Origin of the sequence: Streptomyces sp. NPDC094448 (assembly GCF_044763775.1) — a bacterium.
Taxonomy (GTDB): Bacteria; Actinomycetota; Actinomycetes; order Streptomycetales; family Streptomycetaceae; genus Streptomyces.
This window is the reverse complement of the sequence record NZ_JBIWGU010000006.1, coordinates 272,976-289,471: the sequence shown is the minus strand read 5'-3', so window position 1 is coordinate 289,471 and position 16,496 is coordinate 272,976. Positions and strand designations below refer to the sequence as shown.

The window sequence follows — 16,496 nt, the reverse complement described above, 5'->3', positions numbered from 1 at the left end:
CTCCTGCTCGGAAGGCTCGGTGGTCGATGGGGTCTCACGGGACTCGGATCCCGTCTCAGGCGAACGCGAGATCGTAGATACCCGCTGCGAGGGCACCGCCCGCAAGCGGTCCCACCACGGGGATCCACGCATAGGTCCAGTCCGAGCCGCCCTTGTTGGGCAGCGGGAGGAGGGCGTGGACGATCCGGGGACCGAGGTCACGGGCCGGGTTGATGGCGTAGCCCGTCGGGCCGCCGAGGGAGAGGCCGATACCGACCACGACGAAGGCGGTGATCAGGGCGCCGAGGGTGCTCAGCCCCTTGCCCTCGGCATTCAGGCCCTGGGTGAGCACGGCGAGCACGAGGACGGCCGTACCGAGGATTTCGGTGGCGAGGTTCTGCCAGACGACGCGGATCTCGGGGCCGGTGGAGAAGATGCCGAGGACCGGCCCGGCGTTTCCGCCCCCGGAGCCTTCGATGACCGGCTTGTCCGCGGGATCGCCGATGATCTCGCGGTCGGTGAGATGCGCCATGAACTGTCCGTAGTAGGCGACCACGACGAGCGCGGAGCCGATCATCGCGCCGAGGATCTGGCCCAGGACGTAGTAGGGGACGTTCGACCAGGTTCCGTCCGTGATGGCGATACCGATGGTGACGGCGGGGTTCAGATGGGCGCCGGAGAGGGAACTCGTCATGTACACGGCGGTCATCACGGCGAAGCCCCAGCCGAAGGTGATGGCCAGCCAGCCCGCACCGCGCGCTTTGGACTTCTTCAGCGAGACGGCGGCGACCACACCGCCGCCGAGCAGGATCAGGACGGCGGTACCGATGACTTCGCCGATGAAGATATTGGAGCTGGACACCGCGACTCCTTTGTCCTTTGTCCAGGTGTGGCGAACCCCGGTTCCTCCGGTGGCTCGCGTCCCGCGGCGGGAGCCGGCGGGGCGGGTATCGGTCCTTGGGCGCTGTCACACTCTAACGCGGATTTTCGTCAGTTGTTCGACAATGCCGACCGATGAACGGCAGTTTTCCTCCGCCTCAACATGCCGTCAAGGCCTGGACGCCCTGAGGTTCGGAAAAACCGGAACCGAGGCCACCGTTCCGGCGTGTGGTGACTCTATGGAAATGTGCGGTTATCCGATGATGCGCCCGGAATTGCCGTTGCGCTCGATGTCATGCGCCGGTCCGGTGTGCGGCCCTGCTCCGGCGGAGCCGGGAACGGTCCGGCGCGCGGCAGGTGGGGCCCGGATCCGGTGCCGCGCGGCGAGTGCGCCGCCGCGCGGGGGCCGGGCCTTCTGCGGGTATGCCCCGGTGCGGAGCCGGCCCCGGCCCTGCCTGCGATGCTGTGCGGCCGGGTACGAAGGGCGCGGGACGCGCCGGGCCCGGCGGCGGCTCAGAAGCGTCCGGCGCCCAGATCGCGCGAGACCGCCCTGGCGCACTCCCGTACGGCCGTGATCAGCTCGGGGCGCAGCTCCCGCCGCTCCTCCCGGAACTCGCACACCCGTTCCACGGCCCCTGTGATGGCGACCGCGCCCACCGGCATCCGGCGCCGGTCGTGGACGGGCGCCGCGACCGCCGCCACGCCCTCCCAGGTCTCCTCCACGTCCGCGCCCCAGCCCCGGGCCCTGGTCTCCGCCAGGACGGACTCGAACGCGGTCAGTCCGGTCACGGTCAGCGGGGTGAAGGTCTTGCGCTCCGCCTCGACCGCCTCCGAGTGCGCCACCGGGTCGTACGCGGCCAGCACCTTCCCCAGGGCAGTGGAGTGCAGCGGCTGCATCGCGCCGACCTCCAGCACCTGACGGCTGTCGTCGGGCCGGAAGACGTGGTGGACGATGAGGACCCCGTGCTGGTGCAGCACCCCGAGGTGGACGCTCTCGCCGCTGGAGCGGGCCAGATCGTCCGTCCACACCAGGGCGCGGGCGCGCAGCTCGTGGACGTCGAGGTAGCTGTTGCCCAGCCGGAGCAGCTCCGCGCCGAGCTGGTAGCGGCCGGACGCCGGGTCCTGTTCGACGAAGCCCTCGGCCTGGAGCGTACGGAGAATGCCGTGGGCGGTCCCCTTGGCCAGATCGAGCGACGAGGCGATGTCCGACAGGCCGAGCCGGCGCTCGCCGCCCGCGAGCAGCCGCAGCATCGCCGCCGCGCGCTCCAGCGACTGGATGTTCTTCGCCATCGGATCGGGCCCTCTCCACTGCTGTTCGACAATGCTGAACACTATCGGCCGATGTCGACCATGCCCGCTGTGGAGTGAGTATCTCGCGGCCGAAAGCTTCACGAGAACCCCATAAACCCCATAAACCTGGGAGTCGGCCGCCGGAGCCGCCGGCCGGTCCGCCCTACCGCCCGGTATCCGGCCGGGGAATCAGCCGCACGGCCGTACTCGCCGGGTTCCCTGTACCGGCGCCGGACCCGGCCGGAAGGCGGCGGCCGGCCCCGGACCGTACCCCGGCATCCGGCGGAGGGGCTTATTCCGTGCGTCCGCCGGATGGGACGGCCTCACCGTCCGGCGCCGGGCCCGGTTACCCTGACTCCGTGCGCCTTCTCGCCGGAAGCCGCAAAGCCGACAGCCGTCGCAGCCCAGGGAGCCCGTTCATGGCCTCGTCGCCCACCCCTTCCGTACCCTCCGCAGACAGCCGGGCCCGGATCGCCGGTCTCCGCGAGGCCCTCGCCAACCGGGTTGTCGTCGCCGACGGTGCCATGGGCACGATGCTCCAGGCCCAGGACCCCACGATGGAGGACTTCCAGGATCTGGAGGGCTGCAACGAAGTCCTCAACGTCACCCGTCCGGACATCGTCCGTTCGGTCCACGAGGCCTACTTCGACGCCGGTGTCGACTGCGTCGAGACCAATACCTTCGGTGCCAACCAGTCCGCCCTGGGCGAGTACGAGATCGCCGACCGCATCCACGAACTGTCCGAGGCGGGCGCCCGGATCGCCCGTGAGGTCGCCGACGCCTACACCGCGTCCGGCGGCGGGCAGCGCTGGGTCCTCGGCTCCATCGGGCCCGGCACCAAACTGCCGACCCTCGGCCACGCTCCGTACACCGCCCTGCGCGACGGTTTCCAGGCCAACGCCGAGGGGCTGATCGCCGGCGGTGCGGACGCCCTGCTGGTCGAGACCACTCAGGACCTGCTCCAGACCAAGGCCGCGATCCTCGGCTCCCGGCGGGCCATGGAGGCCACCGGCATCGAGCTGCCGCTGCTGTGTTCGATGGCCTTCGAGACCACCGGCACCATGCTGCTGGGCTCCGAGATCGGTGCCGCGCTGACCGCGCTGGAACCGCTCGGCATCGACATGATCGGGCTGAACTGCTCCACCGGCCCGGCCGAGATGAGCGAGCACCTGCGCTATCTCGCCCGCCACTCCCGTATCCCGCTGCTCTGCATGCCCAATGCCGGCCTCCCCGTCCTCGGCAAGGACGGCGCCTACTTCCCGCTGGACGCCGAGGGCCTGGCCGATGCCCAGGAGACCTTCGTCCAGGAGTACGGGCTCTCCCTGATCGGCGGCTGCTGCGGTACGACCCCCGAGCATCTGCGCCAGGTCGTCGAGCGGGTCCGCGGGCTGACGCCCCCCGAGCGCGAGCCGCGCCCGGAGCCGGGTGCCGCCTCCCTCTACCAGACCGTGCCGTTCCGCCAGGACACCTCGTACCTCGCGATCGGCGAGCGGACCAACGCCAACGGCTCCAAGAAGTTCCGTGAGGCGATGCTGGAGGCCCGCTGGGACGACTGCGTCGAGATGGCCCGCGACCAGATCCGCGAAGGCGCCCATATGCTCGACCTCTGCGTCGACTACGTGGGCCGGGACGGCGTCGCGGACATGGCCGAACTGGCCGGCCGGTTCGCCACCGCCTCCACCCTCCCGATCGTGCTGGACTCCACCGAGGTCGACGTCATCCGGGCCGGACTGGAAAAGCTCGGCGGCCGGGCCGTCATCAACTCCGTCAACTACGAGGACGGCGACGGCCCCGAATCCCGCTTCGCCCAGGTCACCCGGCTGGCGCAGGAGCACGGCGCCGCGCTGATCGCGCTCACCATCGACGAGGAGGGCCAGGCCCGTACCGTCGAGAACAAGGTCGCCGTCGCCCAGCGACTGATCGCCGACCTCACGGGCAACTGGGGCATCCACGAGTCCGACATCCTCGTCGACACCCTCACCTTCACCATCTGCACCGGCCAGGAGGAGTCCCGCCGCGACGGTGTGCACACCATCGAGGCCATCCGGGAGCTGAAGCGACGGCACCCGGACGTCCAGACCACCCTCGGTCTGTCCAATATCTCCTTCGGCCTCAACCCGGCCGCCCGGATCCTGCTGAACTCGGTCTTCCTCGACGAATGCGTCAAGGCCGGACTCGACTCCGCCATTGTCCACGCCTCCAAGATCCTGCCGATCGCCCGCTTCGACGACGAGCAGGTCGGCACCGCGCTCGACCTCATCTACGACCGGCGCCGCGAGGGCTACGACCCGCTCCAGAAGCTGATGGAGCTGTTCGAAGGCGTCGACACCAAATCCCTGAAGGCGGGCAAGGCCCAGGAACTGCTCACCCTGCCGCTGGAGGAGCGGCTCCAGCGCCGGATCATCGACGGCGAGAAGAACGGTCTGGAGGCCGACCTCGACGAGGCGCTGCGCGACCGGCCCGCCCTCGACATCGTCAACGACACCCTCCTGGAGGGTATGAAGGTCGTCGGCGAACTCTTCGGCTCGGGCCGGATGCAGCTGCCGTTCGTCCTCCAGTCCGCCGAGGTCATGAAGAACGCGGTGGCCCATCTGGAGCCGCATATGGAGAAGTCGGACGCCGAGGGCAAGGGCACGATCGTGCTCGCCACCGTGCGCGGCGACGTCCACGACATCGGCAAGAACCTCGTCGACATCATCCTCTCCAACAACGGCTACAACGTCGTCAACCTCGGGATCAAGCAGCCCGTCTCCGCGATCCTGGAGGCCGCCGAGGAGCACCGGGCCGATGTCATCGGCATGTCCGGTCTGCTGGTCAAATCCACGGTGATCATGAAGGAGAACCTGGAGGAGATGAACCAGCGGAAGATCGCGGCGGACTACCCCGTGATCCTCGGCGGTGCCGCCCTGACCCGGGCCTATGTCGAACAGGACCTGCACGAGCTGTACGAGGGAGAGGTCCGCTACGCCCGGGATGCCTTCGAGGGCCTCCGGCTGATGGATGCCCTGATCGGGGTCAAGCGCGGGGTCCCCGGCGCCGCCCTGCCCGAGCTGAAGCAGCGCCGGGTACGGCCCGCCGCGACCGCGGTTGAGGAGCGCCCCGAGGAGGGCGCGGCCCGCTCCGACGTCGCCGTCGACAACCCCGTACCGGAACCGCCGTTCTGGGGCACCCGGGTCATCAAGGGCATCCAGCTCAAGGAGTACGCGTCCTGGCTGGACGAGGGCGCGCTCTTCAAGGGGCAGTGGGGCCTCAAGCAGAACCGCACCGGCGACGGCCCGAGCTACGAGGAACTGGTCGAGACCGAGGGGCGGCCGCGGCTGCGCGGGCTGCTGGACCAGCTCCACACCCGGAACCTGCTCGAAGCGGCCGTCGTGTACGGCTACTTCCCCTGCGTCTCCAAGGGCGACGACCTCATCGTCCTCAACGAGGACGGCTCCGAGCGGACCCGCTTCTCCTTCCCGCGCCAGCGCCGCGGCCGCCGGCTCTGCCTGGCCGACTTCTTCCGGCCCGAGGAGTCGGGGGAGCGGGACGTCGTCGGCTTCCAGGTCGTCACCGTCGGATCGAGGATCGGCGAGGCCACCGCCGAACTGTTCGCGGGCGACGCCTACCGCGACTATCTGGAGCTGCACGGGCTCTCCGTCCAGCTGGCCGAGGCGCTGGCCGAGTACTGGCACGCCAGGGTCCGGGCCGAGCTGGGCTTCGGCGGCGAGGACCCGGACGCCGTGGAGGACATGTTCGCGCTCAAGTACCGCGGCGCGCGCTTCTCCCTCGGCTACGGGGCCTGCCCCGATCTGGAGGACCGGGCGAAGATCGCCGAACTGCTGCAGCCCGAGCGGATCGGCGTCCGGCTCTCCGAGGAGTTCCAGCTCCACCCCGAGCAGTCCACGGACGCCATCGTGATCCACCACCCGGAGGCCAAGTACTTCAACGCCCGCTGACCGGCGGCATCCGCCCCACCCCGGCGGCCGCGGCCGCCGACACGGTCTGCTCGTCCCCCGGCGACACCCGGTGACCGGAATCATCCGGTAGTCGGACCATCATGCGAACAGCCGATGCCGGTGGGTAAAACAGCGCATTCAGGCCGCCCGAGTCGTACACTTGTCGGTCCAACGCAGGCCGGTCGCCTGTCCCGGCGGGGAAGCCGAGGGGAGAGGCGGCCGGCCTTCTCGTCCCTTCCGGAGGTATGCCGATGACCAGCGCGATCCCCGCGTCCCTCGCCCCTGCGGCGGACGGGTCGGCCCTCGGCGCCGTTCTGCTGGACATGGACGGCACCCTGGTGGACACGGAGGGTTTCTGGTGGGACGCGGAGGTCCGGGTCTTCGCCGACCTCGGCCACCGGCTGGACGACGCCTGGCGCGAGGTCGTCGTCGGCGGCCCGATGACCCGCAGCGCCGGCTATCTGATCGAGGTCACCGGCGCCGATATCGCCCTGCCGGAGCTGACCGTCCTGCTCAACGACGCCTTCGAGAAGCGCATCAGTGAAGGGGTGCCGCTGATGCCGGGCGCGGCCGGGCTCCTGACCGAACTGGCCTCGGCCGGTATGCCGACGGCCCTGGTCTCCGCCTCCCACCGGCGGATCATCGACCGGGTCCTGGACTCCCTCCCGCACGATTTCGCGCTCTCCGTCGCCGGTGACGAGGTGCCGCGGACCAAGCCGCACCCGGACCCCTATCTGCTGGCCGCCCAGGGCCTGGGAGTGGCGCCGTGGCGCTGCGCCGTCGTCGAGGACACCGCGACCGGGGTGGCCTCCGCCGAGGCGGCGGGCTGCCGCGTGGTCGCCGTGCCCTCCGTGGCACCCATCCCCGCCGCCCCCGGCCGGGTCGTCGTGGACTCCCTCCGCTCCGTGGACCTGGCCTTCCTCCGGGCCTTGATGACCGAACCCCGCCCATAAGTTTTCCTGCGTGACATTCGTCACTCTGTGTGTGCTGGACGGTATGCCGATATCCGCCCCGCCGGCTCCCCTCGGTGCCCGGGGCGGATCCTTGTGTCCGTATTGATGGAGTCGTGTACGAATCATTCCGGGTGATGGGTGTTGCGGCCGGGATATGACCGGTCACTCAGCGATTACACCCCAACTGCAGCCCGGTCCAACCGTCCTGACGGCGCCGACTAATGTCTTCGCGAGTCCTCACCGCACCACCGAAACGCCCCGGCGCCGTACCACCGTCGCGAAACCGGGGCCGACCGCGCCGGATTCCCGGATGGCTCGCACCGTCCCGAACGGGCGGCGCGGCGGGGGCTTCTCGCACGCAGTACCCAGTGCCGGATGAGGAGAACGTCCAGGATGAACCGTAAGACTTTGGTGCTGCCGGCCGTGGTCGGCCTGCTCGCGCCCGTGCTCGTCGCCTGCGGCGACTCGAAGGGCGGCGCCTCCGGCGGGGGAACCATTGTCGTGGGCACCACGGACCAGATCGCCGGCGGCAAGGACAACCCCGCCCCCCTCGACCCGGCACACGCCTACGACACCGGCGCCTGGAACGTCCTGCGGCCCAGCCTCCAGACCCTGATGCGCACCCCGCACGGCGGAGGACTGCCCACCCCCGAGGCCGCCGAATCCTGCTCCTTCACCGACAACGCCAGCCAGAGCTTCCGCTGCAAGCTCCGCAGCGGTCTGAAGTTCGCCGACGGCACCGCGGTCACCGCCGAGGACGTCAAGTTCTCCATCGAGCGGGTCCGGGCCATCGACTCGGACAACGGCACCGCCGGTCTGCTCTCCACCGTCGACAAGATCGAGACCAAGGGCGACCACGATGTCGTCTTCCATCTCTCCATCCCGGACGCGACCTTCCCGTTCAAGCTCTCCACGCCCGTCGCGAGCATCGTCAGCAAGAAGAAGTACGAGGGCAAGAAGCTCCGCGACGGCTTCCAGGTCGACGGCTCCGGTCCGTACACCATGAAGGCGACGGTCAAGGACAACCGGATCAGCAAGGTCGTCTTCAGCCGCAACGAGTCCTACAAGGGCGATATCAAGGTCCTCAACCAGAAGGTCGAGATGAGGGTCTTCGCCGACGCCAAGGCCATGGGCCAGGCGCTGGAGACGGGGGAGATCGACGTGATGACCCGGGAGATGTCCCCGGAGCAGATCAAAACCCTCAGCACGAACCGGAACAAGGACATCGAACTCGTCGAGATGCCCGGACTCTCCATCCGCTACCTCGCCTTCAACACCGCCGACCCGTCCGTGAAGGACAAGGCGGTACGGCAGGCCATGGCGTCGGTCATCGACCGCGGCCAGATCGCCGGACAGGTCTACGGCTCCGCCGCCGAGCCGCTGTACTCCCTCATCCCGGCCAGTATCGGCGCGCACAAGAACTCCTTCTACAACGAGTACGGCGAGCCGAGCGTCGAGAAGGCCGAGAAGATCCTCAAGAAGGCCGGTATCCGCACCCCGGTCAAGCTCAAGCTCCACTACACCACCGACCGCTACGGGGCCGGCACCGCCCGCGAGTTCGAGGTGCTGCGGAGCCAGCTCAACAAGTCCGGACTCTTCCAGGTGACCGTCCAGGGCGCCGAATGGTCCGCCTTCCGGGCCGCCCAGAAGCGCGGCGAGTACCCCGTCTACGGCATGGGCTGGTTCCCCGACTTCCCGGACCCCGACAACTACATCGCGCCCTTCCTCGACAAGGACAACTTCCTCAACTCGCCCTACGTCAGCAACGAGATCCGCAGCCTGATCCCGCAGTCGCGCCGCCACGCCGACCGGACCGCGGCCGCCGGGGCGTTCAGCACCATGCAGGACATCGTCGCCGACGACGTGCCCGTGCTGCCGCTCTGGCAGGGCAGGCAGTACGTCGCCGCCCGCAAGGGCGTCGGCGGTATCGAACTGCTGCTCAACTCCACCTCCGACCTTCAGATCTGGGAGCTGAAGGCGGTCAAGAAGTAACCGGCGGCCCGCCCGTCCCGGGGCGGGCCGTCCACAGACGCCGAAGCGGCGGCGGGCCCGGCCCGCCGCCGCTTCACCGTCCGTCCCCCCTCCGAGGGAGAGGGGCGCCTACTGTGCGCCCGGGCGGACCAGACCGCTCTCGTACGCGTACACCGCGGCCTGGACCCGGTCCCGCAGCCCGAGCTTGGTCAGCACATGCCCCACATGCGTCTTCACCGTCGTCTCGCTGACGAACAGATCCGCCGCGATCTCGGCATTCGACAGACCCCGCGCGACCAGCTTCAGGACCTCCACCTCACGGTCGGTCAGCGTATGCAGCGTGTCCGGCACCGGCTCCTCGCCCGACGGCAGATGCCCCGCGTACTTGTCGAGCAGCCGCCGGGTGATGCTGGGCGCCAGCATCGCCTCACCCGCCGCGACCACCCGGATCGCCTGCACCAGTTCGTTCGCCGGGGCGTCCTTGAGCAGAAACCCGCTGGCCCCCGCCCGCAGCGCCTCCACCACGTACTCGTCGAGATCGAAGGTCGTCAGCACCAGCACCTTCGCCGGACCGTCCCGACCCGGACCCGTGATCTGCCGGGTCGCCTCCACCCCGTCCATCCGCGGCATCCGGATGTCCATCAGCACCACATCGGGCTGGAGCGCTCTCACCTGGTCGAGCGCCTGAAGGCCGTCACCGGCCTCGCCGACGACCGCGATGTCCTGCTCCGCTTCGAGAATCATCCGGAAGCCGGTTCGCAGCAGCGGCTGATCGTCGACCAGCAGAACGCGGATTGCCACGGAAACTCCTCACACTCGGTCGGAGCCCATTCTGCCCTGCGGGACATCGGCCGGAGCGGCGGGGGAAACACTCAGCGGATACACCGGCGGAACCCCGCCGAACTCAGGACAGAACGCCTGATGATCACACCAGCCGCACAGCTTCGTCGGCCGCGGCCGCCACTCACCCGTCTCGGTCGCCAGCCTGATCGCGTCCCAGAGCGCCAGCAGCTTCCGCTCCACCCGCTCCAGATCCGCCGGCACCGGATCGTAGGTGATCACATCGCCGCTGCCCAGATAGACCAGCTGCAAACGGCGCGGCAGCACCTTCTTCAGCTTCCAGACCACCAGCGCGTAGAACTTCATCTGGAAGAGCGCCCCCTCCCCGTACTCCGGACGCGGCGCCTTCCCCGTCTTGTAGTCGACGATCCGCACCTCGCCCGTCGGCGCCACATCCACCCGGTCGATCACCCCGCGCAGCCGCAGCCCCGACTCCAGCTCGGCCTCCACGAACAGCTCCCGCTCCGCCGGTTCGAGACGCGTCGGATCCTCCAGCCCGAACCACCGCTCCACCAGCGCCTCGGCCTCGCCCAGCCAGCGCGCCAGCTGCTCCCCGCCCGCATCGTCCGCGAACAGCCCGCCCAGCTCGGGCCGGCCCGCCAGCAGCCGGTCCCACTGCCCCGGCACCAGCGCCTTCGCCCGCGGAGCCGTCCGCTCCGCCGCGGGCGCGTCGAAGAGCCGCTCCAGCACCGCATGCACCAGCGTCCCCCGGGTGGCAGCCGGACTCGGCTTCTCCGGCAGCTTGTCGATCACCCGGAACCGGTAGAGCAGCGGGCACTGCATGAAATCGTTCGCCCGCGACGGCGACAGCGACGTCGGCGCCGCCGCGGGCACCGGGCCCGCGGGCTCCCCGGAAACGGCCTGACTCGTACTCATGACTCAGACCCTACGGCCCGCCACTGACAGCGAGCGCAATACCATCGACGTCATAGGACCGGACACTGCACGATCAGAGCGTTACGTCACCCGGCGGGCGACGATCGAAGCAGAGGACCACCGGCGACTTCGCGACGAAGGGACCCCGTGAACGACCACGACTCGAGGAACGACTCGAGCAGCGAGCGCTCACGCGCGTCGTCCGGCGCCCCCGGCACACCCCCGGACGGCGACCGGCGCAAGCGCCCCGACGGCCCCGGAGGCGGCATCCTCATGGGCCGCCCCTTCGGCGTACCCGTCTATGTCGCCCCGAGCTGGTTCCTCGTCGCCGCCCTGATCACCTGGGTCTTCGGCGACCAGCTCAACCGGGTGCTCCCCGAGCTGGGCGGCCTGAACTACCTGGTCTCCCTCTTCTTCGCCGTCGCCTTCTACGCCTCCGTACTCGTCCACGAACTCGCCCACACCGTCGCCGCCCTCCACTACAAACTCCCGGTGCGCCGTATCCAGCTCCAGTTCTTCGGCGGCTCCTCCGAGATCGAGAAGGAGTCCGAAACCCCCGGCCGGGAATTCGTCATCGCCTTCGTCGGGCCCCTGCTCTCCCTCGTCCTGGCCGGGGTCTTCTACCTCGGCATGAGGGCGGTCGAACCCGGTACGGTCCCCGGGGTCCTGCTCGCCGGACTGATGATCTCCAACCTGATCGTCGCGGCCTTCAACCTCCTCCCCGGGCTCCCCCTCGACGGCGGACGCATGCTCAGGGCCGTCGTCTGGAAGATCACCGGCAAGCCCATGAGCGGCACCGTCGCCGCCGCCTGGGTCGGCCGCGCCCTCGCCGTCGCCGTCCTCATCGGACTCCCGCTCTTCACCCATTCGGGTGCCCTCGGCACCCCCGGCCAGGAAATCGGCGGCGTGCAGTCCGTCACCGACGCCCTGCTGGCCGCCATCCTGGCCGCGATCATCTGGACCGGCGCCGGAAACAGCCTCCGCAGCGCCCGCCTCCGCGAACACCTCCCCGAACTCGCCGCCCGTACCCTCACCCGCCGCGCCGTCCCCGTCGAAGCGGACACCCCGCTCTCCGAGGCGCTGCGACGCGCCAACGAGGCCGGCGCCCGCGCCCTCGTCGTCGTCGACGGCCAGGGCAGCCCGACCGCCCTCGTCCGCGAAGCCGCGATCGTCGGCGTACCCCAGCACCGCCGCCCCTGGGTCGCCGTCGGCGGCCTCGCCCAGGAACTCACCGACGGCATGCGGATCCCCGCGGACCTCGTCGGCGAATCCCTCCTCGAACACCTCAGGACCACCCCCGCCACGGAGTACCTCGTCGTCGAGGACAGCGGGGCGATCTACGGAGTCCTCTCGACGGCCGACGTGGAACGCGCCTTCGTCGCCGCCATGACCCGGTAACCCGGGGCTCGCTCCGCCTCCGGGGCGCCCCGGGGGCGGACCGCCCCGAGCCGTGACCCGGTCCCCCGGGAAGCGGGCGCCACCGCCCCGGCCCCTGGTCATGCTCCCGGTCACGGGCCGGTAGGCTGGTCACATGTCCGAACCGACCGGTGCCGCCCGCCGTCGCGGGCCCTTCAAGGTCGGGGACCAGGTCCAGCTCACCGATCCCAAGGGACGCCACTACACCTTCACGCTCGAAGCCGGGAAGAATTTCCACACCCACAAGGGGTCCTTCCCGCACGACGAGCTGATCGGCGCCCCCGAGGGCAGTGTGGTCCGAACCACGGGAAACGTTGCCTATCTCGCGCTGCGCCCCCTGCTCCCCGACTACGTCCTGTCCATGCCCCGCGGCGCCGCCGTGGTCTACCCCAAGGACGCGGGGCAGATCCTGGCCTTCGCCGATATCTTCGCCGGCGCCCGCGTCGTCGAGGCGGGCGTGGGCTCGGGCTCGCTCAGCGCGTTCCTCCTGCGCGCCATCGGCGACCAGGGCATGCTGCACTCGTACGAGCGGCGCGCCGACTTCGCCGAGATCGCCCGGCAGAACGTCGAACGCTACTTCGGCGGCGAGCACCCCGCCTGGCAGCTCACCGTCGGTGACCTCCAGGACAACCTCTCGGACACCGACGTCGACCGTGTCGTCCTCGACATGCTCGCCCCGTGGGAGTGCCTGGAGGCCGTCTCCAAGGCGCTCGTCCCCGGCGGCATCCTCTGCTGCTACGTCGCCACGACCACCCAGCTCGCCCGGACCGTCGAGGCCCTCCGGGACATCGGCTGCTTCGCGGAGCCGCAGCCCTGGGAGTCGATGATCCGCAACTGGCACGTCGAAGGACTCGCCGTCCGCCCCGACCACCGGATGATCGGCCACACCGGTTTCCTGGTCACCGCCCGCCGGCTCGCCGACGGAGTGGAACCGCCGATGCGCCGCCGCCGGCCCGCCAAGGGCGCCTACGGCGAGGACTACACCGGCTGGGGCGGCAAGGATGCCAAAGACACCAAAGACGCCAAGAGCGCTGCGGCCGAGGACACCGCGTCCGGTACGGACTGACACACCCCCCAACGACACGGCGCCGCCGCCGGATTGCCCCGCACCGGGGATTCCGGCGGCGGCGCCTTCGTGTGCGACCCCGCTGTTCCGCGCCCCTGTGACGTGTGGCACGATCGGGCTCCACCTCCGCCCCCGCCCCACTGCGCCGGTCCCGCACCGGCTCCGCCGCCACAGGAGACCTCACGCGTGCAGCACTCGGAGCTCCCGGACCTCGCGCACACCCGCACCCGACCCGCGCACTGGATCGCCACGGCCGCCGCCATGGCCGCCGTCGTCGCTCTGGCGGGACTGCTCCAGCCCGACGATGCCACCGCGAAGGCGTCGGCCCGGCCCGGCCCGGGGGCACCGGCGCCCGACCCCGCCGGCCTCGTACTGCCGCTGGACTGCGGAGCCACCGGCACCATGATCACGCGGAAGGCCATCGGGGACCTCGACGGCGACGGCGGCGCCGAGACCGTGGCGGCCGCCCGCTGTGCGGCGGGTTCCGGGACCCCGCCGGAGGGCATCTATGTCCTTGCGCGAACCAGAGAGGGCGGAGCCCGGGTCGTCGCGACCCTTGTCGCGCCCGCGGAACGACGGTCCCTTACGGCGCTGACCGTACGGAAGGGGGAGATCGGCGCGACCCTGCTCGGCTACTCGTCGCCCGAGGTCCCGCTCTGCTGCCCGGACGAGACCGAGAACGTCACCTGGCGCTGGCAGGACGGCAGGTTCCTGCGCGCATCCGACGACGCCGAAGGGGAGGGCGCCACCGCCGCCCTCTGAGGCGGGCGGGCCGGGCCCGGCAGTGGCACCGGCAGGGCGGTACGGAGCACGAACGAATCGTTACTCCGCGTCGGGGCCGTACACCTCGACGCTGTCCGAAACCCGGCGGACATGGATGCAGTCGCCCGGACACTCCTTGGCGGAATCCACCACGTCCCGCAGCAGCGGCAGCGGAACCGGGGTGGTCGCCCCCGGCTCCTGGAGCAGTTCGTCGTCGGCGCTCTTCACATACGCCAGCCCGTCGATGTCCAGCTCGAAGACGTCCGGGGCGTACTGGGCGCAGATCCCGTCGCCGGTGCAGAGGTCCTGGTCGATCCAGACCTCCAGCGCCTCGGCGGCCTCCGGGGGCGGGGCCTCGTGCTGCACGGTCATGTCTCCTGCCGTTCCTGCGTGGGGTGAAACATCCGCGAGGCGCCGGGCGAGCAAGTCGCGCCAGCCCCGACGGGTGTTGAACACCCCCGACGATACAACCGCCCGCTTTCGGAGGGTGCTGGGTGGGTATTCCCCTGGCGTGAGGGAGAGCGCAAGGGTGAAGATCGGACACGCCCCGACCGTCTTTGTGATCTAGGGGTTTCAATCATCACCCACCCAGGTAGGGTCAGGAAGCGTCCAGCTCCCCTTGGAGGAGGTGAGGACCGTGGCAGCCCACGACGACGACATCAACCGCGGCATCCGGCCCGGGCGGGGGTCTGAGGACCCAGCCGGCCAGGTTGCCTATCTCGAGCAGGAAATCGCCGTCCTGCGCCGCAAGCTCGCCGACTCTCCGCGGCACACGAGGATTCTCGAAGAGCGGATCGTCGAGCTCCAGACCAATCTGGCCGGCGTGTCCGCGCAGAACGAGCGGCTCGCCAATACGCTCCGTGAGGCCCGCGACCAGATCGTGGCCCTCAAGGAGGAGGTCGACCGGCTCGCCCAGCCGCCGGCCGGTTTCGGTGTCTTCCTCCAGGCCAACGAGGACGGCACCTGTGACCTCTTCACCGGCGGCCGCAAACTCCGGGTCAACGTCAGCCCCAGCGTCGAACTCGACGAGCTGCGGCGCGGCCAGGAGGTCATGCTCAACGAAGCGCTCAACGTGGTCGAGGCCATGGCCTTCGAGCGCGCCGGGGACATCGTCACCCTCAAGGAGATCCTGGAGGACGGCGAGCGGGCCCTGGTGGTCGGGCACACCGACGAGGAGCGGGTGGTACGGCTCGCCGAGCCGCTGCTGGACGCCACCATCCGCCCCGGCGACGCCCTGCTGCTGGAACCGCGCTCCGGTTACGTCTACGAGGTGGTGCCCAAGAGCGAGGTCGAGGAACTCGTCCTCGAAGAGGTCCCCGACGTCGACTACGACAAGATCGGCGGCCTCGGCGGCCAGATCGAGATGATCCGCGACGCCGTCGAGCTCCCGTATCTCTACCCCGATCTCTTCAAGGAGCACGAACTGCGGCCGCCGAAGGGCATCCTGCTCTACGGGCCGCCCGGCTGCGGCAAGACACTGATCGCCAAGGCCGTCGCCAACTCCCTTGCCAAGAAGGTCGCCGAGGTGACCGGGCAGCCCGCGGGCAAGAGCTACTTCCTCAACATCAAGGGCCCCGAACTCCTCAACAAGTACGTCGGCGAGACCGAGCGCCATATCCGGCTGGTCTTCCAGCGGGCCCGGGAGAAGGCGTCCGAGGGCACCCCGGTGATCGTCTTCTTCGACGAGATGGAGTCGCTCTTCCGCACCCGCGGCTCCGGGGTCAGCTCGGACGTCGAGAACACCATCGTCCCCCAGCTCCTCGCCGAGATCGACGGCGTCGAGGGCCTGGAGAACGTGATCGTGATCGGCGCCTCCAACCGAGAGGACATGATCGACCCCGCGATCCTGCGGCCCGGCCGGCTCGATGTGAAGATCAAAATCGAGCGCCCGGACGCGGAAGCGGCAAAGGACATCTTCGCCAAGTACCTCACCGCCTCGCTGCCGCTGCACGCCGACGACCTCGGCGAGCACAACGGCTCCAAGGAGGCCGCGGCACAGGCGATGATCCAGTCCGTCGTCGAGCAGATGTACGCAGAGTCCGAGGAGAACCGCTTCCTGGAGGTCACCTATGCCAACGGTGACAAGGAGGTTCTCTACTTCAAGGACTTCAACTCGGGCGCGATGATCCAGAACATCGTCGACCGGGCCAAGAAGATGGCGATCAAGGCCTTCCTCGACCACAACCAGAAGGGTCTGCGGGTCGCGCACCTCCTCCAGGCCTGCGTGGACGAGTTCAAGGAGAACGAGGACCTGCCCAACACCACCAACCCGGACGACTGGGCCCGTATCTCCGGAAAGAAGGGCGAACGGATCGTGTTCATCCGGACGCTCGTCACCGGAAAGCAGGGCGCGGACACCGGCCGCTCCATCGACACCGTCGCGAACACCGGTCAGTACCTGTGAGAGCGGACACCGGCTGCGGATGCCCGGCCGGGGCATCCGCAGCCGGTGTCGTTTCCGGCCGCCCCGGCCGTATCCACTCATGATGAGAACGATCTCCCCGCGGGCACGGAGACCACCGGCAT

General features: G+C 69.8%; 12 protein-coding genes. 7 read left to right on the top strand and 5 right to left on the bottom strand.

Features of this window, described 5'->3' with window-relative positions:
• Positions 1–55: 55 nt before the first annotated feature.
• Positions 56–841 (bottom strand): MIP/aquaporin family protein, encoded by a 786-nt coding sequence (locus ACIQ9E_RS14275; RefSeq protein WP_403706621.1) that lies wholly within the window; start codon positions 839–841, stop codon positions 56–58.
• A gap of 530 nt (positions 842–1,371) precedes the next feature.
• Positions 1,372–2,148: an IclR family transcriptional regulator gene (locus ACIQ9E_RS14270; RefSeq protein WP_403706837.1), complete on the bottom strand. Its 777-nt coding sequence runs from the start codon at positions 2,146–2,148 to the stop codon at positions 1,372–1,374.
• A 419-nt stretch (positions 2,149–2,567) separates the two neighbouring features.
• Here ACIQ9E_RS14270 and metH point away from each other — a divergent pair, with 419 nt between their 5' ends.
• From metH to ACIQ9E_RS14255, 3 genes are all read left to right on the top strand, one after another.
• A complete protein-coding gene (gene metH, locus ACIQ9E_RS14265) occupies positions 2,568–6,086 on the top strand; it encodes a methionine synthase (protein WP_403706619.1) in 3,519 nt (1,172 codons plus the stop codon).
• 251 nt (positions 6,087–6,337) lie between these two features.
• On the top strand, positions 6,338–7,039 hold the full coding sequence (locus ACIQ9E_RS14260) for an HAD family hydrolase (protein WP_403706618.1): 702 nt from the start codon (positions 6,338–6,340) through the stop codon (positions 7,037–7,039).
• 393 nt (positions 7,040–7,432) lie between these two features.
• Entirely contained in the window at positions 7,433–9,031 is a 1,599-nt protein-coding gene (locus ACIQ9E_RS14255) for an ABC transporter substrate-binding protein (RefSeq protein ID WP_403706616.1), read from the top strand.
• A 108-nt stretch (positions 9,032–9,139) separates the two neighbouring features.
• Here ACIQ9E_RS14255 and ACIQ9E_RS14250 read toward each other — a convergent pair whose 3' ends face one another.
• A complete protein-coding gene (locus tag ACIQ9E_RS14250) occupies positions 9,140–9,811 on the bottom strand; it encodes a response regulator transcription factor (protein WP_006350190.1) in 672 nt (223 codons plus the stop codon).
• A gap of 9 nt (positions 9,812–9,820) precedes the next feature.
• Positions 9,821–10,726, bottom strand: coding sequence for a RecB family exonuclease (locus tag ACIQ9E_RS14245; protein WP_403706613.1), 906 nt, complete (start codon positions 10,724–10,726; stop codon positions 9,821–9,823).
• A 147-nt stretch (positions 10,727–10,873) separates the two neighbouring features.
• Here ACIQ9E_RS14245 and ACIQ9E_RS14240 point away from each other — a divergent pair, with 147 nt between their 5' ends.
• The 3 genes from ACIQ9E_RS14240 to ACIQ9E_RS14230 all read left to right on the top strand — a co-directional run bounded on the left by ACIQ9E_RS14240 (position 10,874) and on the right by ACIQ9E_RS14230 (position 13,970).
• The gene (locus ACIQ9E_RS14240; RefSeq protein WP_403706611.1) at positions 10,874–12,124 is read left to right on the top strand and encodes a site-2 protease family protein; all 1,251 of its coding nucleotides are present in this window, start codon (positions 10,874–10,876) and stop codon (positions 12,122–12,124) included.
• Between the two features lie 133 nt (positions 12,125–12,257).
• Positions 12,258–13,208 carry a tRNA (adenine-N1)-methyltransferase gene (locus tag ACIQ9E_RS14235; RefSeq protein ID WP_403706610.1) on the top strand — a complete coding sequence of 317 codons (951 nt, stop codon included), beginning with the start codon at positions 12,258–12,260 and terminating at the stop codon, positions 13,206–13,208.
• Positions 13,209–13,394: 186 nt separating this feature from the next.
• Positions 13,395–13,970 carry a hypothetical protein gene (locus ACIQ9E_RS14230; RefSeq protein WP_403706608.1) on the top strand — a complete coding sequence of 192 codons (576 nt, stop codon included), beginning with the start codon at positions 13,395–13,397 and terminating at the stop codon, positions 13,968–13,970.
• A gap of 60 nt (positions 13,971–14,030) precedes the next feature.
• Here the strand turns inward: ACIQ9E_RS14230 and ACIQ9E_RS14225 are convergent, their stop codons facing one another.
• Positions 14,031–14,342 (bottom strand): ferredoxin, encoded by a 312-nt coding sequence (locus tag ACIQ9E_RS14225; RefSeq protein WP_403706607.1) that lies wholly within the window; start codon positions 14,340–14,342, stop codon positions 14,031–14,033.
• 265 nt (positions 14,343–14,607) lie between these two features.
• Here ACIQ9E_RS14225 and arc point away from each other — a divergent pair, with 265 nt between their 5' ends.
• Positions 14,608–16,374, top strand: a complete 1,767-nt coding sequence (gene arc / locus ACIQ9E_RS14220) for a proteasome ATPase (protein WP_403706606.1) — start codon at positions 14,608–14,610, stop codon at positions 16,372–16,374.
• The last annotated feature ends 122 nt before the right edge of the window (positions 16,375–16,496 follow it).